21 protein-coding genes are annotated in these 19,211 nt (G+C 59.3%); 8 read left to right on the forward strand and 13 right to left on the reverse strand.

All coding sequences use genetic code 11. The features are described 5' to 3' along the window. Positions 1-406 precede the first annotated feature (406 nt). A complete protein-coding gene (gene rpiA / locus BW974_RS13015; RefSeq protein ID WP_076430694.1) occupies positions 407-1,087 on the forward strand; it encodes a ribose-5-phosphate isomerase RpiA in 681 nt (226 codons plus the stop codon). Positions 1,088-1,154: 67 nt separating this feature from the next. Here the strand turns inward: rpiA and BW974_RS13020 are convergent, their stop codons facing one another. Beyond that, complete coding sequence (locus tag BW974_RS13020) at positions 1,155-1,322, reverse strand: hypothetical protein (protein ID WP_049969322.1); 168 nt, start codon at positions 1,320-1,322, stop codon at positions 1,155-1,157. 172 nt (positions 1,323-1,494) lie between these two features. Here BW974_RS13020 and larB point away from each other — a divergent pair, with 172 nt between their 5' ends. Further along, a complete protein-coding gene (gene larB / locus BW974_RS13025; protein WP_076430695.1) occupies positions 1,495-2,259 on the forward strand; it encodes a nickel pincer cofactor biosynthesis protein LarB in 765 nt (254 codons plus the stop codon). Positions 2,260-2,320: 61 nt separating this feature from the next. Here larB and BW974_RS13030 read toward each other — a convergent pair whose 3' ends face one another. From BW974_RS13030 to BW974_RS13045, 4 genes are all read right to left on the reverse strand, one after another. After that, positions 2,321-4,441 carry a heterodisulfide reductase-related iron-sulfur binding cluster gene (locus tag BW974_RS13030; protein WP_076430696.1) on the reverse strand — a complete coding sequence of 707 codons (2,121 nt, stop codon included), beginning with the start codon at positions 4,439-4,441 and terminating at the stop codon, positions 2,321-2,323. 87 nt (positions 4,442-4,528) lie between these two features. Then, positions 4,529-5,236 carry an energy-coupling factor transporter transmembrane component T family protein gene (locus BW974_RS13035; protein WP_076430697.1) on the reverse strand — a complete coding sequence of 236 codons (708 nt, stop codon included), beginning with the start codon at positions 5,234-5,236 and terminating at the stop codon, positions 4,529-4,531. A 10-nt stretch (positions 5,237-5,246) separates the two neighbouring features. Further along, entirely contained in the window at positions 5,247-5,945 is a 699-nt protein-coding gene (locus BW974_RS13040; RefSeq protein ID WP_076430698.1) for an energy-coupling factor ABC transporter ATP-binding protein, read from the reverse strand. Continuing rightward, complete coding sequence (locus BW974_RS13045) at positions 5,942-6,526, reverse strand: biotin transporter BioY (RefSeq protein ID WP_076430699.1); 585 nt, start codon at positions 6,524-6,526, stop codon at positions 5,942-5,944. Before BW974_RS13045 ends, BW974_RS13040 begins: the two co-directional genes overlap by 4 nt. 151 nt (positions 6,527-6,677) lie before the next feature. Between BW974_RS13045 and BW974_RS13050 the strand changes: the two genes are divergently transcribed. Beyond that, complete coding sequence (locus tag BW974_RS13050; RefSeq protein WP_076430700.1) at positions 6,678-7,280, forward strand: conditioned medium-induced protein 4; 603 nt, start codon at positions 6,678-6,680, stop codon at positions 7,278-7,280. A 92-nt stretch (positions 7,281-7,372) separates the two neighbouring features. On the opposite strand, the gene BW974_RS26975 is transcribed toward BW974_RS13050, so the two are convergent. Beyond that, positions 7,373-7,507, reverse strand: coding sequence for a hypothetical protein (locus tag BW974_RS26975; RefSeq protein WP_281247693.1), 135 nt, complete (start codon positions 7,505-7,507; stop codon positions 7,373-7,375). Between the two features lie 276 nt (positions 7,508-7,783). After that, a complete protein-coding gene (locus BW974_RS13055) occupies positions 7,784-9,172 on the reverse strand; it encodes a hemolysin family protein (protein WP_084186272.1) in 1,389 nt (462 codons plus the stop codon). 117 nt (positions 9,173-9,289) lie between these two features. Between BW974_RS13055 and BW974_RS13060 the strand changes: the two genes are divergently transcribed. From BW974_RS13060 to BW974_RS13075, 4 genes are all read left to right on the forward strand, one after another. Continuing rightward, positions 9,290-9,559, forward strand: a complete 270-nt coding sequence (locus BW974_RS13060; RefSeq protein ID WP_076430701.1) for a glutaredoxin family protein — start codon at positions 9,290-9,292, stop codon at positions 9,557-9,559. Continuing rightward, complete coding sequence (locus BW974_RS13065) at positions 9,559-10,071, forward strand: redoxin domain-containing protein (protein WP_076430702.1); 513 nt, start codon at positions 9,559-9,561, stop codon at positions 10,069-10,071. The genes BW974_RS13060 and BW974_RS13065 overlap by 1 nt, the downstream gene beginning before the upstream one ends. Positions 10,072-10,224: 153 nt before the next feature. After that, positions 10,225-10,959, forward strand: coding sequence for a M23 family metallopeptidase (locus tag BW974_RS13070; protein WP_076430703.1), 735 nt, complete (start codon positions 10,225-10,227; stop codon positions 10,957-10,959). Between the two features lie 100 nt (positions 10,960-11,059). After that, positions 11,060-11,653 carry an L-threonylcarbamoyladenylate synthase gene (locus tag BW974_RS13075; protein WP_076430704.1) on the forward strand — a complete coding sequence of 198 codons (594 nt, stop codon included), beginning with the start codon at positions 11,060-11,062 and terminating at the stop codon, positions 11,651-11,653. On the opposite strand, the gene BW974_RS13080 is transcribed toward BW974_RS13075, so the two are convergent. After that, entirely contained in the window at positions 11,627-12,295 is a 669-nt protein-coding gene (locus BW974_RS13080) for a CRISPR-associated protein Cas4 (RefSeq protein ID WP_076430952.1), read from the reverse strand. The genes BW974_RS13075 and BW974_RS13080 overlap by 27 nt on opposite strands. A 94-nt stretch (positions 12,296-12,389) precedes the next feature. On the opposite strand from BW974_RS13080, the gene BW974_RS13085 reads away from it, so the two are divergent. Beyond that, positions 12,390-13,031, forward strand: a complete 642-nt coding sequence (locus BW974_RS13085) for an Sjogren's syndrome/scleroderma autoantigen 1 family protein (protein ID WP_076430705.1) — start codon at positions 12,390-12,392, stop codon at positions 13,029-13,031. 80 nt (positions 13,032-13,111) lie between these two features. On the opposite strand, the gene BW974_RS13090 is transcribed toward BW974_RS13085, so the two are convergent. From BW974_RS13090 to BW974_RS13110, 5 genes are all read right to left on the reverse strand, one after another. Further along, on the reverse strand, positions 13,112-13,360 hold the full coding sequence (locus BW974_RS13090) for a hypothetical protein (RefSeq protein WP_245800076.1): 249 nt from the start codon (positions 13,358-13,360) through the stop codon (positions 13,112-13,114). 176 nt (positions 13,361-13,536) lie between these two features. Then, on the reverse strand, positions 13,537-15,906 hold the full coding sequence (locus BW974_RS13095; protein ID WP_076430707.1) for a DEAD/DEAH box helicase: 2,370 nt from the start codon (positions 15,904-15,906) through the stop codon (positions 13,537-13,539). A gap of 121 nt (positions 15,907-16,027) precedes the next feature. Beyond that, complete coding sequence (locus tag BW974_RS13100) at positions 16,028-16,603, reverse strand: diacylglycerol/polyprenol kinase family protein (protein WP_076430708.1); 576 nt, start codon at positions 16,601-16,603, stop codon at positions 16,028-16,030. 2 nt (positions 16,604-16,605) lie between these two features. Continuing rightward, positions 16,606-18,336, reverse strand: coding sequence for a glycine--tRNA ligase (glyS, locus tag BW974_RS13105; RefSeq protein ID WP_076430709.1), 1,731 nt, complete (start codon positions 18,334-18,336; stop codon positions 16,606-16,608). Next, positions 18,333-19,181 (reverse strand): CBS domain-containing protein, encoded by an 849-nt coding sequence (locus BW974_RS13110; RefSeq protein ID WP_076430710.1) that lies wholly within the window; start codon positions 19,179-19,181, stop codon positions 18,333-18,335. The genes glyS and BW974_RS13110 overlap by 4 nt, the downstream gene beginning before the upstream one ends. Positions 19,182-19,211: the final 30 nt, after the last annotated feature.

A 19,211-nucleotide genomic window follows, 5' to 3' on the forward strand; every position in this document is an offset into this window, starting at 1 on the left:
GCAAGCGAGGGAGCGAATCAGTTGGGGAGGATGTGGCGATTGCGGTATTTGTTGTCGTAATTTGCTCACTCTCGTTTGGTTATTTTGTTCACTAGCGAATCGCGACTCCAATGAAAACCGCCACCGCACCCGACCCAGCCACACCCTCCAGCCGATTCCTTCGCTCCTTCGTCGCTCGGTCATCCACCATCGGAGGCAAGCTCTGATGAGCCATTCGCTCGCTCCTCCGTCGCTCACGAAGACCTCGCACGCTGGCAGCACAGGCCTTCGGACGTGAAGTCCTCGGGCCTGTGCCAGCGCGCGCCACGGAAATATGATCAGATTCCCGATAATATCCACGTCCCGACGCCGACAACACCACGCTAGCAAACCTTTTTCAGAGACACACCAAAAGCCAACATCGTACATGAAATCGACGGGAGGAAGCGGCGAGGCGAAGCGAAACGCGGGCGAGAGCGCGGCGGAGGCCGTCGAAGACGGAATGGTCGTCGGACTGGGCACGGGAAGCACGGCGGCCCACGCGATTCGTGCGATTGGGCGCGCGGTGGACGCCGGGGCGGACGTGCAGGGAATCCCGACCTCGTTCCAATCGCGCCAGTTGGCCCGCGAGGCAGAAATTCCGCTGACCGACCTCGATTCGGTGGCGGAAATCGACCTGGCAATCGACGGAGCAGACCAGTTCGCGGGAGAACATCTGATCAAGGGCGGCGGGGCGGCCCACGCCCGCGAAAAAGTAGTGGACAACGCGGCGAATCGGTTCCTCGTCGTGGCAGACCCGAGCAAAGAATCGGAGCGACTGAACCACCCGGTTCCAGTCGAAGTGCTCCCCTCGGCGCGGACGACGGTTGCCGAGGACGTGCGGGAGTTGGGCGGGGAACCCGACCTACGCGAAGCGGAGCGAAAGGACGGGCCGGTCGTGACCGACAACGGAAATCTCGTCCTCGACTGTGCGTTCGGCGAGATTCGCTCGCCCGGCGAACTCGCGAGCAGTCTCGCCTCGATTCCGGGCGTGGTGGAACACGGCCTGTTCGTCGGGATGGCCGACGAAGTTCACATCGGCACCGACGAGGGTGTAGAGATTCGGTAGTCGGATGTGGTAAAAAGTTCAGCAACCGCTATCCAGTCGGAAAATAAATGGAAGGAAGTTTCGTGTTTTACAGGTCGCGAGGCTGGACCGTCTTCCGGTCGTTTGCCTCTGCGCGTCGGGCGGCGTCGTCGAGGAGCGCTGCGACTTCTTCGTCGAGTGCGTCGTAGAAATCCGACGCAACGTTTTTGTCGTCGAGCGCTTCCTTCACAGCGGCTTTGACAATAAGGTCTGCCATACAGGATTGACGTTCCGTAGCCCAGTTAATAAAGCTTCCCAAATTATACGGTTAACCCCCACGAGTAGAAGAATCCGACCGACTCTGTCCACCGGGCCAAAACTTTTAAGTAGAGAAAAGTAGAGTGGCGTGGGACGATAGACGGGAGTAGGAGGAACACAGAGTGGCGTGTATGCGGGAATTACTCGAAGCGGTCGCGGCAGGAGAACTGAGCGTCACCGAAGCCGAGTCGAAACTGTCGGGTTACGCGACGACCGAGGCCGGACGCTTCGATGCCGCCAGAGAGACGCGTAGAGGCGTTCCTGAGGCGATTCTCTGTGACGGGAAAATCCCTGGCGAGGTGGCGACGCTTGCCACAACCGCGGTGGAAACGACGGGCCGAGCACTAGTCACGCGGGCCGATGATGAGCAGATACAGGCAGTCCGCGCGCGCCTCGCGAAGGAACACCCGGACGCGAACGTGCAGGTGCGTGAGCGAGCGAACATCCTCGTCGCGCACGCGGTCGGCTTCAGCAAACCGGAACTCGATGCCACAGTGGGCGTCGTCAGCGCGGGCACGAGCGATGCGATTCCCGCGGGAGAAGCGGTCACCGTCGCGGAGGAAATGGGTGCGAGCACCGAAGAAATTCACGACGTGGGCGTCGCCTCCCTCGTGCGCGTGCTGGACGAGGTGGAAACCCTCCGCGACGCAGACGTGCTCGTCGTCGCCGCAGGACGCGAGGGCGCGCTTCCGACCGTCATCGCAGGATTGGTCGATACGCCCGTCATCGGTCTGCCGGTTTCGAACGGCTACGGCCACGCCGGACAGGGGAAATCCGCGCTCTTGGGCATGCTGCAGTCCTGTACCGTGCTTTCCGCGGTGAACATCGACGCCGGATTCATGGCGGGCGCACAGGCGGGGTTGATTGCGCAAGCTATCGGTTCTGCGAAGGAGTAAAGTTCCGTAATAGAGCGGAACGAGAGAAAATCGAATCCGACCGAAAAAACGGGAGAAATTCTCAGGCCGAAACTTTGATTCGGTCTTCAGCGCCCAGTGCTTCGACCATCAGCTCGGCAACGTCCACGACTTCGATGTCCTCTTCGTAGCCGCCAGTTTTCCGCCCGTCCTCGTACATCGTCATGCACATCGGGCAGGCGACGACGAACTTCTCGACGCCGGAGGCGGCGTCAGTGTCTTCGAGCGCTTCTCGAATGCGCTCTTCGCTCGGTTTGGGGTCTTCCTCGAAGTCCATCCAGAGGCCGCCACCGCCGCCGCCACAGCAGAACGAGTTGGCGCGGTTACGCGGCATCTCGTCCAGCGTACAGCCGGTGCCTTTGACGATTTCGCGCGGTGCCTCGTACTCGTCGTTGTAGCGTCCGAGGTGGCACGGGTCGTGGTAGGTGACAGTGTAGTCGAGTTCGTTTCCGGAGAGTCCCGTGCGGCCCGACCGGAACAGTTCTTCGACGACCTGCGTGTAGTGGTAGACGGGCGCGTCGAACTCTTCTGCCATCTCCGGATACTCGTTTTTGAACGTGTTGTAGCTGTGCGGGTCAGTGCAGACGAGTTTGTCGAAGTCGCATTGTTCGAACGCGGCGACGTTGTCCTCGACCAGCATCTCGTACAGTCCTTCCTCACCGACACGGCGCACGTCGTTGCCGTCGTTTCGCTCCTCCTCGTAGAGGATACCGTAGGAGACACCCGTTTCGTGGAAGATGGTGGCTAAGGAGCGCGCGACGCGGCGGTTGCGCTCGTCGTAGGAGGGATAGTCACCGACGTACCAGAGGAACTCCACGTCCTCGTCGCGGGCGTCGGGAATCTCGAAGTCGAGTTCCTCCGTCCACTCGGGGCGTCTGCGCTCCGGGTCGCCGAAGGCGTTCCCGTTCTGGAAGACGTTCATCATCGCGTCCTGCACGTTTGCGTCCATCTGACCGGACTCGGTCAACCTGCGGTTCATGTCGGTAAAGGACGTGAGGTGTTCGATGTCAACGGGACAGGCGTCCATGCAGGCCATACAGGACATGCAGGACTCCATCGTTCTGCTGTCGATGACGCTGGAACCGCCGTCCGCGATGATTGGCTTTTCGTCGGTCGTTCCTGCGTCCAGATTCTCGCGGTACTGTTTGAGGTCGAGAATCACGTCACGTGGGTCGAGTGGTCGCCCGGAAGCCTTCGCGGGACAGACGGACGAACAGCGACCACATTTCGTACAGGCGTCTTGGTCGAGCAGTTGCCGCCACGAGAAGTCCTCGATGCTGGTCGCACCGATTTCGTCGGGGCTGGCATCCGACGGAACGCCCGGGAGTCGTTTGCCCGCCTTCTCGTCGCGCGTGACGACGTTGGCGAACGACGACAGCATGTGGAACGGTTTCGCGTAGGGAATCGCCGCGACGAAGACGAGTGCCGGAATCGCGTGCGCCCACCAGACGACCGGATACCATGCCACTGCGGCACTTTCGGAGACGCCAGCGATTTGGAGCACGTCGGCGACGAACCAGCCGACGAAACTGACCGTCTCGAAGTCCGGAAATCCGGTGCCGAGGATGCGGAACCCTTCCGTAATGTAGCCGCCGACGCCGAGTACGAACAGCGTCCAAATGAACAGGTCGTCCTCTCTACTGATGTGTTTGCCCCAGAGGCGGTGGTTACGAACCCAGTAGCGTCGGTAGATGGCCATGCCGACACCGACAACGAACAGCAGGCCCATCGCGTCCATCACGAGCGAGTAGGCGAGGTAGAAGTTCCCGACAAAAATCGACTCCTCGTTGCCGAGGACGTAGTGGGTGAACTTCTGGTAGATGTCCATGTCGATGGCGAGAATCGTCGTTCCGATGAGCAGGGTCAAGAATCCCCACAAAATGAACGAGTGCATCAATCCGCCGTACAGGTCGCGGTTGAACTGTTTCTCGTTCGAAAGGACGATTTTCGCCGCGTTCGTGATTCGACCCGGAAGGTCGTTCAGTCGCTCGAACCAGTCGTCTTCCCCGTCTGCGTACCGCGCGAAGCGGTTGTAAACGCCGAACAGGAAGAAGAAGACGGCAACTGCGGCGAGGAAATAGAATATCGCCTCGCCGATAAGCCCGATTCTCCAGAACGTCGGGCGCGTTGTATCCGACGCCTGTGCAAGCGCGAAGATTTCCATGTTCTATCAGGTGGAGACGAATTGCTTAAATCTTGCTTCCCGTCCATCCCACCGCCGTCTTGCGAGAATGAAAAACCAATTTGTAATTTATACGAATGACCAAGCGGCGAGCACGCAGACGAGAAAGATTACGGGAACATCACAGCGCGAAATCGCCAGCGGGGGGAGGGTTGGGTTCCACGCGAAACAGCGAGCGCGAAGCGCGAGCGAGAACGTGTCTGCGCGCGAGAACGCGCGCGCCACTCCCGCCGCTCCGACGAGTTGCATTCGTTCGGCGAGCGACCGCTCCGTTCCGAGTCGGGCGGCGATTGCATCCCGGATCGCCCGTAAATCGGCCTGTAAGACCGGAAGAAAGCGAAAGACGAAGGCGACACCCATCCCCAGAAACTGACCGGGACGGCCGGGAACGAGCCATTGAATCGCCGCGCGCGACTCCCGAACCGGGGTCGTCCGGATGTACGCCGCGCTGACGCAGAGAACGAGAAGCACGCGATAACTGGCCAAGGCGGGCGGAATCGCGTCCGCGGGAACGAACCACGGCGAACCGAGCGTCAGGGACGCAAACAGCGGGCCGCCGAGCAGGAAGGGAAAGACGTAGCGAAACTCCCCGAGCACCCAGAACGGTGACGTATTCGCCGAAACCAAAACCGCGCCGACGAGTAAACTAAGCAGTGCAAGCCCGCGCGGCGTCGTGTGCGCGAGCGCGGCGAAAGCGAAAACAGCCTGAAAGAGCAGTTTCACCCGCGGGTCGAACCGTTCGGAAAACGCCCCCGTCGCGCGATATGCAAGCGTCATCGAATCTTCCTCATGGAACGTGGATGCCGAAGTCGGCGATTTTAGACGCTACTTCGCTCGGTTTTCCATCAACCGCGATTTGCCCGTCTCGGAGCGCGACGATTCTGTCGGCGAGCGACCAAACGTCCCGAAGGTCGTGCGTAACGACGACGAACCCAGTACCGTCTTTCGAACAGCGTTCGAGGTGGGAAATAACGGAATCGCGCGCCGGAGCATCCAGTCCGGTGAACGGTTCGTCCAGCACGAGGTGGGCCGGTTCCATCGCCAGCGCGCCCGCGATAGCGACGCGCTGGCACTCGCCGCCGGAGAGGGAACCGATTCGGTCGTTTTTTCGATCCTCCATTCCGACCGCAGATAAGGACGTTTCTACCCGGCGGTCGATTTCCTCATGGGACAGGCCGAGGTTTTCTGGGCCGAACGATACGTCCGCGCCGACGGTCGCCGAAACGAACGTATCCCGCGGATGTTGAAACACCATACCGACGCGTGTTCGTGCGGCCACGAGGTCGTCTTCGACGGGCGTCTCATCGACCAGCACGTCACCCTCGTCGGGCGTGAGCAGGCCGTTGAAATGCCGGACGAGCGTCGTCTTTCCGCTCCCGTTCGGCCCGGCGAGGACGACGAACTGGCCGTCGGGAATCGTGAGCGAGATTTTGTCGAGTGCGACTGCACCGCCGAATCGGTGGACGAGATTTCGCGTCGTTATCATTCGGCAGTGACGCGGTCACTCCGGACGATGCCGACCGCGGCGGCGATTTTGAACGCTTCGAAGGGGACGAACGCGACTGCCGAAAGGGTGAACGCTTCGGCCAACCCGTAGTTGCCGAAGTACGAGAAGCCGACCGTTCCGAAGGCGTAGATGATGGCGGTTCCGGCAACCATCCCGGCCACGAGTCGAACGACTCCGGCCTGTTTCGGGTCGCGGAGCGTCAGTCCGCCGTGAACGATGACGCCGATGACGAAGGCGGCGAGGGGGTACGAAAGCAGGTAGCCGCCAGTAAGTCCGACCAATTCGGCAAATCCGGCGGAGCCATTGGCGAAAATCGGCGCGCCGACCGACCCCGCGACGAGGTAGAGAACCATGGAGGCAGACCCCCAGAGCGGCCCGAGGAAGATTCCGGCGAGGAAAACGCCGAGGACTTGCAGTGTGACAGGAATCGCTGGTGCGAGCGGATTGGGGAACGAAACTTGTGCGAACGCGCCGATGACTGCAGCGAACAGCGCCGTGCGTGCAATGTTGCCGACCGTCTGCTCGCCGACGAGTTCGACCGAACCGGTTTCAGTTGACATGGCCAATCTTCGCTCGTCAACCAGTAAGATAGCTTCGGTTGACGGAGGGACTGTTAATTCTGTTGATAGATATGCAGAGTCTAGTAATTAAACAAAAATTTCACTGGTTACCCAACAGGTTTTTATATTATCACAGCATCAGGTACGCGCCATGGATAAGAAAACTGAGGAACTTCGTGACATCTTCATGGATGTGACCGACGAAGAGACAGTTACGGAGAAACAAGCGGAGACGCACGGCTCTCTAGGCTCCGAAGAGAAGGTGGACGAGCAACTGCGCGATGTCATCGAGGAGATGCGCGGGCGCTACGATTTCGATACATCGCTTTCTAACGAGGAGCTTGCCACGGTCGTGCGACAGTTCTCGGCAGGCAAGAACGACGACGAAATCGCGGACGAACTCGGTGATGCATCGACCGGCGAAACCGTCTTCGACGCGCGAATCGACCTCCATCTCTTCCGGGAGTCAGACACCGACGCATCCTTCGACATTACAGACTTGAAGGACTGTCTCGTTTCTGAAATGTCTGTCGCCGACTGCGCCGACCAACTCGACACGAACGAATCGACGATTCGACGCTACCAGCGCATCATCGAAGCAAAAGACGAAGCGCGCTCGGTCAACCAGCAGTACATCAACGAGTTCGAGAACATTCTCCAAGACCGCGAGCTATCTGACCGGATGACACAAGATATGCAACAGGACGGGCTGGAGGACGCGACTGACGGAATGGAGTCGAACGTTTCCTTCTAGGAACCACCACCTTTTACGACGGTCGCAGGCACGCGGGACGACAACCACGTCGTTCCTGCTGTCTCCCTGTAAAAGCTGGACCAAAAGCACCGTCAGAACGACGTTCTGACGAGCCATTCGCTCGCTTCGCTCACGAAGACACGGCGCTCCTCCCTTGACTCGCGGCGTTGCCGCTCGCTTTTCGAGGCGCTCCGCGCCTCCCTTCGGTCGTCGCTTGGCCCGCTCATTCGTCGCTGTCGCTCCTCATTCGCGGTGAGTGTGCTGGCCGCTGGCGGTTGTGTAGGATGCTAATTTCCGGCGGTTGGTCAGAAGACCGATTTCAGAAAATCGATTTATCTGCTAATGTTCTGTGATTGTGTCGTCTGCGGTTGCATGGTGGTTCCACCACCATGCTGGAAAATCGTTGGAGAAATATCTAACCATTGTTGAAATGGTGGTTCTACTGGGTCACACAAATCGGCGTTCTCACGAAACTAGCAATCAGTGACAGGTGAGTCCGGGCGTTACTCTGCGCCCGACTCGACGCCCTCTTCGACGGCATTGGTTTCGACCTCTGCATCGTCGAGACGGGTAATTCTGGCTTTCATGATACGGGTGTTTTCGACCTGTTCGACGTGGAGGCGAACACCTTCGTAGTCGATGTCTTCGCCTTCCTCTACGAGGCGTCCTGCTCGGTTGAAGATGAACCCGGCAATCGTCTCGAACTCTTCTCCTTCCGGCAGTTCGATTTCCATCGCATCGTTCACTTCGTCGATGTTGACCTCGCCGCGGACGATGACCGTGTCCTCGTCGATGTACTCGATTGGCTCTTCTTCCTCGCCGTCGAGAATCTCCCCGACGATTTCTTCGACCATATCCTCCATGGTCACGAGGCCCTCCGTCGTCCCGAACTCATCGATGACGATGACCATCTGCATCCGGTTTTCGCGCATCTCCGTCAACAGTTCGTCCACGTTCTTGCTTTCCGGAACGTGAAGCGTCGGCTGAATCAGGTTGTTGAGTTTCAATCCGTCGCCTGATTCGCCGTAGTATTTCTCGCGCACGAGGTCACGAACCGTGACGATGCCGATGACGTTGTCCAGACTGCCCTCGTACACTGGCACGCGTTCGTGGCCCGCCTGAACGAGCGTTTCGATTGCCTCGTCAACTTCGGCGTCCTGCGGCACGGCGGTCATGTCGAGGCGCGGCGTCATGACCTCCTTGGCGATGGTGTTGTTGAACCGGAAGATGCGGTCGAGCATCTCGCGTTCGTCCTCCTCGATGACGCCCTCGCGCTCGCCGGTCTGAATCATGTCCTGAATCTCGTCGCGCGTGACGTAGGACGTCTCGATGGCCGAGCGACCGCCCGTGACGCGATTGATGGCGCGCGTGAGGTAGTCGAACGTGATGACGAGTGGGAGAAGAATGTATTCGGAGTATTTCAGCGGTTTGGCGATTCGAAGCGCCCACGACTCCGTATTCTCGACCGCATAGGATTTTGGCGCACTCTCGCCGAACAGCAGGACGAGCGACGTGATACCGAACGTCGAAATGAGCACTGCTGGGCCGGGGTCGAAATATATTCCGACGATAGCTGTCGAAAGCGAAGACATCGCGATGTTGACGATGTTGTTGCCGACGAGAATCGTGACGAGCAGACGGTGCGGGTCGTTTTTCAACGAATCGACCGTTTTTGCGCCTTTGACGCCGTCCTCGACCAGTGCCTCGACTCGATGCTTTGCGAGCGAGAACATCGCAATTTCGGACGAGGAAAAGAACGCGGACAGGATGAGCAGGACGACGATAGCGCCGAATCCACCCCACTGGATAACTGCATCGGAGATTGGAATGCCAAGCATACTATCGGGCGGGGCGGTCTGCGCGAGGATGACCAGTTTCGGAGAGAGTGTCATTCAATAACCCACCTTGAGCGTCGGTGGGATTAACTCTTTATTCTTTTGCTGACTGATGTCACGGGTGAAACTGCCGCGAGCGAAGCCCTTACGGGTATTTCGTCCCAAACATCCTCTATGAGTGCCAAGAGCGCAGACCCGGCAATCACGCTGTATCGACTGCAAGCGTGTCCCTACTGTGAGCGCGTCGTTCGGAAACTACAGGAGTACGACCTCCCGTACCAGTCGCGATTCGTCGAACCGATGCACTCCGACCGAAACGTCGTCAAGCGAATCAGCGGAAAACGAACCGTTCCCGCCATCGTAGACGAAGATACGGGCGTGACGATGAGCGAGAGTGCAAACATCGTCGAGTACATCGAGAACACCTACGGAGGGGAGAACTGATGGTCGATTTCGACGTCGTGGAACTCGGGAAGGCAGAGTATCCCGAAGTCGGTGAAACCGCGCCCGACTTCACGCGACCACTCGTCAACGAGGAGTTCTGGGAGGACGTTTCGCTCTCGGAGATAACAGAAGACGGGCCGACACTGCTCGTCTTCTACACCATGGACGGCGGATTTCCGGCGACCTACGTCTGGAACGAACTGCGCGAACGCGCGTGGGACGAGGACAACGACGTGCAAATCGTCGGCCTGTCCATTTCGACGCCCTACGAACACAAGACTCTCATCGAGGAGCGCGAGATGGATTTCCGACTGTTCAGCGACCCGGCGAACGAAGTCGCAGAAGAGTACGGCATCGACTTCGAGATGGACGGAATGGCGGGCATCAGCGAACCGCGACCCGCGATGTTCCTGCTGAACGAAGAGCGAACGGTCGAATACGCGTGGGTCGCAACCGAATGGCCGGAGTTCCCCGAGTACGACGAAGTCGAAGCAGCTATCGAAGAGCAGTAGATGCAATCGCGTGTTTTTGATTGACTTATTCGACTCGAAGAGAACGTTGTACGCCGCTGTCGGAGGATTTCAGCTACGCACCTATATTTTAATTCTCATTATTAGTAGAAAATTTTATGAATTTAACTACGATAGTAGTAATTGATTCGCAGCATGAATCCAAATAGAAGAACGTTCCTGAAAGCAACCGGCACAGCAATCACAGGCGGGGCACTCACCGCCAGCACCGCATCCGCGGCGAAACCGTACGGCTATCTGACGCCCGTTTTCACCACATCGGCGCTCAACGTTCGGAATGACCATACGACGAGCGCGGGCGTCATCGAAACCGCCGCAAAGCGAACCGGCGGACGGGTGTTTCAAGGGCCGGAAACCGGCGACGGTTACAACTGGTGGAAAGTCCAGTTCTCGGGCGACAGCGACAACGACGCGGTCACCGGATGGGTCGTCGAGAATCATCTCTCCAGTGCGAACTACGCCTGTCCGATGACGGGAACGGTTACCTCGACGTACTGGGACACCCGCGACGGCGGAAGCAGGTACCACCGCGCGGTGGACTTCGCCAACGGCGGTGGCACACCGGTTTGTGCCGCCGAAAGCGGAACCGTCGAACACCGATACGACGAAGGAGGGTACGGAAACTGGATAACCATCCTTCACGACAACGGCTGGCGAACCGGCTACGGCCACCTTCAGTCGTTCAACGTCGCCGACAGTGCAACCGTCGAACGTGGTGATGTCATCGCATACGAAGGGGACACGGGTGCGGGAACCGGCCCACATCTCGACTTCCAAGTGTGGGATACCAACTGGAACAAACTCCGCTGTTACTACGACGACGGCGACTGGGCAGTGCAGAGTACCGGCGTGCCTCGCGTCTTCTTCTAAGAAGACCTCGTCACGACATCGGTACAGCACCAGAACGAAACCACCGACATGACGAAACCACGACGCTACGCTTTTTTCGTCCCGTGGTCGAAACGTGGATATGGACGAAATAGAGCAAGCAGTGCGTGCCATCCGAGATGGAGATCTCGTCGTCTATCCGACCGAAACGGTGTACGGGCTTGGAGCGGACGCCCTCACCCCGGATGCCATCGGCAGAGTGTTCGAGGCGAAACGGCGAGCGCGAGAGAAGCCAATTTCGCTCGCCGTTCCGGACGTGGAGTCCGCGCTTTCCTACGTTCGCCCGACGGAGCGCGAACGGAAGTTCATGCAGGAGTTTTTACCCGGCCCGGTTACCGTTCTCTGTGAAAAGCGGGACGTGGTTCCGGACGTGCTCACCGCTGGCAAATCCCGCGTTGGCGTTCGGATTCCAGACCACGAAGGTGCGTTGGAACTACTCGAACACGTCGCGCCGATTACCAGCACGAGCGCGAACGTGAGCGGCCGAGCGAGCGTGACGCGCGTCTCCGACCTCGATTCGGAAATCGAGGATGCCGTGGCAGTCGTTATCGACGGCGGGGAAACCGGCGGAACCGGGAGCACCGTCGTTAACGTCGAGCGCAGCGAAATCGTTCGACGCGGCGAACTCGCCGACGAAATAGAGGCGTGGCTAACCGCCGAGACGACCGAGGAGTGAGCGAAGCGAACGGGTTTTGACGCCGCATTCCGCGCGGTACTCACACGCCTCGCATTTCGACCGGTTTTTCAGACGCGGTGGCGGCCCGTCGATGGATTGAGTAGTGCGAACGGCGCGACGATACGCGGCTTTTCGACGGGTTCCGAGCCGAATTTCGCGGACGATTCCATAGGCGGGATATTCGACAAACGCGCGCTCTACCATCCGTTCGTGCTCCCACGAGAGCGCCTTCGCTGCGGCGACGGTGCGAACGGTCTGTGCCTCCCAGACGCCGTATTCGGGCGGCGTTCCGGTGAACACCATCGACGGGACAGGCGTCTCCAAATCGAGGACTTTGTGGACGATTCCGCGGCAGTCTTTCCCTTCGGTGAGTCGTTCGCGGCCGGAGGGGGAGGCAAGTTCGGGCCACGCATCGAGTTTGCTTGCGCGTTCGAGATTCGAACGAAACTGCTCCGGCGGGATTGCAATCGGGCGCTCGGTCAGGTCGGGAGGGGCGGCGGCGAGAAGCGATTCGTATTCGAATGCCAGTTGCCGTCGTTCGGCGACGAGGTCGGGAATTTCGATGTCGTCCTGACGCTGGTAGTACAGTTTTCGCGGGCAGTACGCGGCGGTTGCGAGTTCGCTGAACGGAATCTTCGACACGACGGTTTTGGCCGTGGTATCGTATATAAAGTTCCGGGCGGGAAGCAGGGAAAACAGCAAAAGGGGCAAGAGTCTGGACTGACTCTGTTCGCACATGAGCGACTTCGATAAGGAGGCAGAGCGGGAGAAACTCCGCCAGCAGTACGAAGCCGAAAAGGAGGAGCGAAAGGCGACACAGCGAATGAGCGAGTTGCTGTTGCAGGGCGCGACGATGACGGGTAAACACTGCGACACCTGTGGCGACCCTATTTTCCGCCAGAACGGAACGGAATTCTGTCCGACCTGCCAACAGCAACAGCCAGCAGGTGAAACGCCTGCTGAATCGGAATCGGCGCAGAATGCCGACAATCAAGAGAGACAGACAGAAGAAACCGCATCTGCGGAAGTTCCTTCCGCAGATGCGACGAATATCGAAGTCGAACAATCGAATGCGGAAACGACCGGTCAGTCGGCACCATCCGGCCAATCCACGGCTCCATCGAATCAGCCTCGGCGTGCGTCACCGAGTCAGGCGGATACATCGAACGGTCGAAGCCCGGAACCACGAACGGCGGTCGAGCAGAACGAACGTGGTGCAGGCGACCTCGCGGAGGCCCGAAACGCGCTGGTTCGAAAGCTGACGCGACTCGCGATGGAAGCGGAGCAAACTGACGACGTTGGGCGCGCCCGCGAACTGCTGGCCGCGACACGAGAAGGAGCGGAAGCCTTGGACGCGTTAGACCGAGCGAAGCGGTAGGCTCGACCGATTTTGTCTAAAAAGTCAAATGCGTCGGTTTTCGACACGACAACAGTGTTCGAGGTAAAACGCGTCAGTAGCTATCGTTCCGTGGGGAACAACCCCCGGCGAAGACGGGATGCCGTTTCTTTCGGATAATCGAACCAGTTCATCGCGTGTCCGAAATCCGGGTCGAAATCCGTTGAAAAGCGGCTGGGAGTGTCGTGCTGTGGGTCGCCGTACAACTCCTGTTCACTTGCCTCCGCGGAAATTTCGTGCTGTGGCTTTCCGTATAACTCCTCTACAGCCAACCCGTCATCATCGTCCTGCATGGTGGGCCGGGGTAACATGGTTTACTCTCCATCGGGTAAATCACCGTGAAGGGTTTAATGTGGATTGACCGTTCAGGTCGTTTACGGTGGTTCATCCTACCCATACTTCGGGGAACGAACCCGTGTTAGGCTAAAATAACTGGGCACGGTGCTGTCGGAAACGAACCCGGTTGCCGTCCCCCGGTAAGCACTGCTTACGAGTCATACTCCTCGGCGACGACTTCGCGGATTCGGTCGGCAGTGACTTCGCCGACTCCCTGTGCCTCCATAAGTTCGTCTTTCTCCGCGGTCATCACCGCTTGAACCGTTCCGAACGTGTCCAACAAGGAGCGAGCGGTTACGGGACCGATGTCCGCGATGGAACCGACGACGTACTCCTGTTGCTCCGGAAGCGTCTTCGCATGTTTGTCGCCGTGAACCGAAACTTCGCGGTCGCTTACCTCTTGTTCACGTGTGGCGATGACTTCGAGCAGATCCGTGGTATCTTTCTCGTCTTCCGTCCGAAGGATGCTCGCACCGAAATCGACCGCCAGTGACGACAGCGCGCCGCGAATCGCGTTGGGGTGAACGTTTCGCTGTTCGTACAGTCCATCGCCCTCGATGATAACGATGGGTCGGGCGTAGTGCCGATTCATGTCGCCCACCTGCTCGAACACCGAACGGTCGCCACCCACCAGCGTATCGAGGAAGTCGCTCACCGATTTCCGTTCCACGGCGACCCGGTCGCTCAAGACGTAGTCGCCGACTGCGAGCGTTTCGAGACGTACGTCCACGCCCTCGCGGGCGGAGAGGTCACGCGCGATGTTCGCGTCGAGTTCGCGCTGGTCGGCGACGATTTCGACGCTCTCGCTGTTGTCGCGTTTTCTGGCAGTCGCCACGACGCCGTCCGGTTCGTCAGTGCCCTTGTCTTCAGTATCGCCATCTTTGGTGTCGAACTCCTGTAGCCCGTGGCTGACTTCGTCGGGAGAATCTGCGTCGAAATCACCCAACGTCTGCTGTGATTTGTCGAGTTCCTCCTCGACTTCCATGGCCACGCCTTTCAGTTTCCGCAGTTCCGACTCCATCTCGTCCTCCCGGCGCTTCGAAATCCAGAAATACGCCTCGTCGCGGGTGTCCTCCGCGAGGAGAACCATGACTTGTCCTTGGGCCTGTCGTCCGGTTCGCCCCTTGCGCTGAATCGAGCGAACCGCAGTTGGAACCGGTTCGTAAAACAGCACCAAATCTACTTCCGGCACGTCCAGACCCTCCTCCGCGACGGAGGTGGACACCAGCACTTCGAACTCGCCAGCGCGGAAGTTGTCGAGTGCTTCCTGCTGTTCTTTCTGGGTCATTCCGTCGCTTCCGTCCTTGTCGCCCTGTCCGACGAATCGCCGAGCATCGAAATGCTGGCCGAAGAACTCGGTCAGCGTTTCTGCTGTGTCGCGCGATTCGGTGAACACGATGATTCGCTGGCCGCCGTCCACGAGCGTCTGCGCGACGAAGGTGTGCGCCTTACGAAATTTGGGATGCCGGTCGTCGAACTGCACCGCTTTCCGCATCGCCTCCTGCACTTTCGGTTCCGAAACCATGCGCTGACTCGCCTTGGATGCTCCGGACGACCGGGCGGAATTGCGCTGGCGTTCGAAATATCGACGCAGGGATTCGACGCTCTGAGTTTCGGCGAGTTCGACCGCACGCCGGAGTTTCATCACTTCCGCGTGGGCGGACATTCCCTTGTACCCTTCCGACTGGTCGTTGTCGATGAGTTTCTGTAACTGCCCGCGAACCTTGTTCAAATCCTTCTGGGAGATGTCCGGGCGCGTCGTGTTGACGACGCCGAGTTGTTTTAGTCGCTCCAGTCGGTCGGAGATGACTTCGTTCAGTGCGTCCCGAATCTCAAGAATTTCGTCGGGGAGTTGGACGCGAACCCACTCGACTTCCGTGTCGTGCGTGTAGGTGGACACGTCGCTGTCCTCCTCGGTCATCACCTCGACTTCGTGGAGGCCGAGATTCTCACAGACTTCCATAATCGACTCCTTGTCCCCTCCCGGTGACGCGCTCATTCCGGTGACGAGCGGGTCGTGAGCGTCCGCGTGATACCGCTCGGCGATGTAGTTGTACGCGTAATCGCCGGTCGCCCGGTGGCACTCGTCGAAGGTGATGTGGGTCACCGGCCCGAGGTCGATTCGTCCACCCACCAAATCGTTTTCCACGACCTGTGGCGTTGCGATGATGACCGTCGAGGAATCCCACAGTTTCGAGCGTTCGGCGGGTCGCACCTCGCCAGTAAATACGACGATTTCCTCGTCCGGCACGGAGAGCGCCTGTCGGTAGAAGTCGGCGTGCTGGTTGACCAGCGGTTTTGTCGGCGCGAGCAGGAGGGATTTCCCGCCGACCTCGTTCAGTCGTTCCGCCGTGACGAGCAGACTGACCGTCGTCTTGCCCAGTCCCGTCGGCAGACAGACCAGCGTGTGGTCGTTGCGTGCGGTGCCCGCGAGTTGAATCTGGTAGAGTCGCCGCTCGATGAACGTCTGGGCGAGATAGGGATGTTCCACGTAGTTCGTTTCAGCGTCCGTGGTCGCCATTCGTCGTATGGTTTCGTCGTCATTCGGTTAAAGGGTTCGTGTGGCGGAGTGAAAGTGAACAAGCGAAGGTTTATGCGGAAAAAAGCACCAAACCCGACGGATGAGAGAATGAAAGAAGCGCTCAGACAATCGCCGGAATGTACTGCAATCCCACGAAAATCGCCACTCCCGCACCGATTGGAATCGTGAGATTGTCGTCGATGACGTAGCCCGCGATGACCGGTTTCACGCCGTCCGCGAGCGTTGCGGCGACTGCGCCGAGAATCGCCGCCGGAACCGGCAGGCCGAAAATCGACGCGATGGCGACGCAGACGCCGAACGTTGCGAGCAGGGTGTGAACCGCTTTGATGCCCAGTTCGCCAGACCCGAGCAGACCGCTAATCGGGTCGGCGATGGTCAGCATGAGCATCGCCGGAATGGCTATTTGTGGTTGGAACGCCCATGCGGTGACGGTCATTCCGAAGAAGTAGAGGGCGTAACCAGCGAGGTTGTCCTGTTCGTACTCGCGCGTGAGTTCGTCGTAAATCTTCCAGTCCAATCCGACGTACAGACGAATGATTTCGAGGACGAGCGCCGCGAGCGACCCGAAGACGAGCAACAAGCGCAATTCGTGCCACGTCACCAAATCCAGCAGGTAGAGCGCCGGAAATCCGGTTCCGCTGACGTGCACCAGTCGGCGCTTGATTTCGCCCGACACGGTTACAGGTCGCTAAATTCGCGGTCGCCACTTCGAAGGTCGGTGAGGATGTCGGCGAGGTCGGCGACAGCAACTCGAATCTGTTTGGTCGAATCGCGTTCGCGCAGTGTTACGGTGTCGTCTTCGAGGCCTTCGTAGTCCACGGTGACGCAGAACGGCGTGCCGACTTCGTCCTGTCGTCGGTAGCGCCGACCGATGTTACCCGAATCGTCGTAGGTTACGTCGAAACCGCTGGTGCGCAGGTCAGTGGCGATTTCGCGCGCTGTTTCGCCCATACCGTCTTTGTCCATCAGTGGGAAGACGCCCACAGTAGTCGGCGCGAGTTCAGGTTCGAGCGACAATCGGGTTCGCGTCTCGCCCTCAACGTCGTCCTCTTCGTAGGAGTGGACGAGGACGGTGTAGAGCGCGCGACCCACACCGATGGAGGGTTCGATGACGTGCGGCGTGATGTGTTCGCCGGATTCTTTGACCTCATCGACGCTGAAGCCGGTTTTCTCGACCGGTATCGTGTAGGATTCGCCATTGGCTTCGACGGTGACTTCGTCGCTGTCGAAGGCCGAGCGGTTGCGCTCCGCGAGACGCTGGAGCGCGTCGGTGATGTCGCCCGCCGCGCCGCCGAACTCGGGGCCGAGGTAGCTCATGTCGGGGTCGACCGTCGCGCGTTCGACCACCTTCGGTTCGTCGTACTGCCGGAAGACGGTGAAGTCATCGTCGGAGTACTCGCCGTGTTTCGAGAGATCGTAATCGCTTCGGTCGGAGATACCCGCGAGTTCAATCCAGTCACCGCCGATTTCACCCTCGGCGTCCCAGCAGTCGCTCGCGTAGTGCGAGCGTTCGCCCGCGAGGTGCTGGCGGAATCGGAACCGATTCATGTCGATACCGATTCGCTCGTACCACTCTTGGGCGACACCGACGTAGTAGGCGACCCAGTCGCTTGCGATGATACCTTCTTCGACCGCTTCGCCAATCGTCGTGTCGAGATAGTCCCCGTCGTCCGCGTTCTGTTTGGGTGCCGAGTACAGTCGCACTTCCACGTCTTCGACTCGTTCGAGCGGCGGTTCGTCCTCCTCCGGGTCGATGAAATGTTCCAGTTCCGCCTGCGTGAACTCGCGGACGCGAACGATGGATTTTCGCGGACTGATTTCGTTCCGGTAGGCTTTGCCGATTTGCGTGGTGCCGAACGGAAGTTGGTTGCGCGCGTACTCCTTGAGTCGCGGGAACTCCACGAAGATACCCTGCGCCGTCTCGGGACGGAGGTAGCCGGGTTGGCCCGAACCGGGGCCGATGTCCGTCTCGAACATGAGGTTGAAATCCTCGACCGGTTCGCCCGCGAGTGATGTGTCACAGTTCGGGCAGTGCAGGTCGTGGTCGGCGATGAGGTCGCCGACTTCGTCCAGTGGGAAGCTTTCTGCGTCTTCGATGTCCGTGTTGTCCTCGATGAGGTGGTCGGCGCGGTGGCTCTCGCCGCATTCAGGACATTCGACCAGCATGTCGTCGAAGGTGTCGAGATGGCCCGAGGCTTCGAACACGGGTTCCGGCATGATGGTCGGTGCTTCGATTTCTCGGTGGCCTTCTTGCACTTGGAACCGGTCACGCCACGAATCCTCGATGTTGCGCTTCAGCGCCGCGCCCTGCGGGCCGTAGACGTAAAATCCCGAAACGCCGCCGTACGGCTCTGCGGCTTGGAAGAAAAAGCCGCGCCGTTTGGCGAGTTCGACCAGTTCGTCGCTCATTTCAGCGCCTCCAGCAGGTTCACGTCCCGGACGATGCCGACGAGTTTGTCGCCGCTGACGAGCGGAACCTGTTCGATGTCGTTGTTCAGCATCATCTGGGACACCTCGCGAGCAGTTTTGCGTTTCGTGACGTTCACGACGTTTTCGGTCATGAACTCCCGAACAGGCGCGGACGGAATCTCGACGTTCCGTGTCGGGATGTAGCTGTTACCGACCGATTTGATTCCTTCCCACATCCATTCGTCGTCCTCGTTGGCGATGCTTCCGCCAGTATCGTCTTCTCCTTCGACAACGCGAGCGACTTCGATAATATCGACTTCGGTGATGATGCCGTCCATCTCACCCCCCGCGTCAAGAACGACCGCGTAGGGGACGTTGGCGTAGAAAATCTCGCGTTCCGCGACCGTCAGCGGCGAATCGACGTAACAGGTGTTCACGTCTCTGTTGGCCAGCGTGCCGACTTCGGTGTCACCGTCGGCTTCGCCTTTGGCAATCGCTCGAACGACGTCGGTGACGGTGACGATTCCTTCGAGTTCGCCGTCCACGACGGGAACGCGGCGGGTGCCTTCGTCCAGCATCAGCGTGGCGACTTCCTCGATGGTCGCGTCCTGCGTCGTCGTCGCAACGTCGCGCATCAGCAGCGCGAGTTGGTCTTCGTCGGGATTTTCGATGAGGTCGTCACGGGAGATGAGGCCACGGTACTGCTCACCGTCGTCGGTCTGTTTGACCACCGGAACGGAGGAAAACGAGCGTTCTTGGAGATATTCGAGCACGTCGTCGCGCGTGCCCGGAAGCTCGACGGTAACCACGTCTGACCGGGGCGTCATCGCTTCGGCAACGTTCATACGCGCCGGATACGGTTTCACCCTTCTTGT

It is taken from the genome of Haladaptatus litoreus, from assembly GCF_900156425.1.
In the GTDB taxonomy this organism is placed as follows: Archaea; Halobacteriota; Halobacteria; order Halobacteriales; family Haladaptataceae; genus Haladaptatus; species Haladaptatus litoreus.

What these genes read in the sequence shown, in the direction of transcription:
- BW974_RS13070 (WP_076430703.1), top strand. Translation starts at nt 10,225, where the DNA reads ATGAATCCAAATAGAAGAACGTTCCTGAAAGCAACCGGCACAGCAATC.
- BW974_RS13065 (WP_076430702.1), top strand. Translation starts at nt 9,559, where the DNA reads ATGGTCGATTTCGACGTCGTGGAACTCGGGAAGGCAGAGTATCCCGAA.
- glyS (WP_076430709.1), bottom strand. Translation starts at nt 18,336, where the DNA reads ATGAGCGACGAACTGGTCGAACTCGCCAAACGGCGCGGCTTTTTCTTC.
- BW974_RS13020 (WP_049969322.1), bottom strand. Translation starts at nt 1,322, where the DNA reads ATGGCAGACCTTATTGTCAAAGCCGCTGTGAAGGAAGCGCTCGACGAC.
- BW974_RS13045 (WP_076430699.1), bottom strand. Translation starts at nt 6,526, where the DNA reads ATGTCAACTGAAACCGGTTCGGTCGAACTCGTCGGCGAGCAGACGGTC.
- BW974_RS13095 (WP_076430707.1), bottom strand. Translation starts at nt 15,906, where the DNA reads ATGGCGACCACGGACGCTGAAACGAACTACGTGGAACATCCCTATCTC.
- BW974_RS13030 (WP_076430696.1), bottom strand. Translation starts at nt 4,441, where the DNA reads ATGGAAATCTTCGCGCTTGCACAGGCGTCGGATACAACGCGCCCGACG.
- BW974_RS13110 (WP_076430710.1), bottom strand. Translation starts at nt 19,181, where the DNA reads ATGAACGTTGCCGAAGCGATGACGCCCCGGTCAGACGTGGTTACCGTC.
- BW974_RS13055 (WP_084186272.1), bottom strand. Translation starts at nt 9,172, where the DNA reads ATGACACTCTCTCCGAAACTGGTCATCCTCGCGCAGACCGCCCCGCCC.
- BW974_RS13075 (WP_076430704.1), top strand. Translation starts at nt 11,060, where the DNA reads ATGGACGAAATAGAGCAAGCAGTGCGTGCCATCCGAGATGGAGATCTC.
- rpiA (WP_076430694.1), top strand. Translation starts at nt 407, where the DNA reads ATGAAATCGACGGGAGGAAGCGGCGAGGCGAAGCGAAACGCGGGCGAG.
- BW974_RS13040 (WP_076430698.1), bottom strand. Translation starts at nt 5,945, where the DNA reads ATGATAACGACGCGAAATCTCGTCCACCGATTCGGCGGTGCAGTCGCA.
- BW974_RS13035 (WP_076430697.1), bottom strand. Translation starts at nt 5,236, where the DNA reads ATGACGCTTGCATATCGCGCGACGGGGGCGTTTTCCGAACGGTTCGAC.
- BW974_RS13085 (WP_076430705.1), top strand. Translation starts at nt 12,390, where the DNA reads ATGAGCGACTTCGATAAGGAGGCAGAGCGGGAGAAACTCCGCCAGCAG.
- BW974_RS26975 (WP_281247693.1), bottom strand. Translation starts at nt 7,507, where the DNA reads ATGAGCGGGCCAAGCGACGACCGAAGGGAGGCGCGGAGCGCCTCGAAA.
- BW974_RS13090 (WP_245800076.1), bottom strand. Translation starts at nt 13,360, where the DNA reads ATGTTACCCCGGCCCACCATGCAGGACGATGATGACGGGTTGGCTGTA.
- BW974_RS13050 (WP_076430700.1), top strand. Translation starts at nt 6,678, where the DNA reads ATGGATAAGAAAACTGAGGAACTTCGTGACATCTTCATGGATGTGACC.
- BW974_RS13060 (WP_076430701.1), top strand. Translation starts at nt 9,290, where the DNA reads ATGAGTGCCAAGAGCGCAGACCCGGCAATCACGCTGTATCGACTGCAA.
- larB (WP_076430695.1), top strand. Translation starts at nt 1,495, where the DNA reads ATGCGGGAATTACTCGAAGCGGTCGCGGCAGGAGAACTGAGCGTCACC.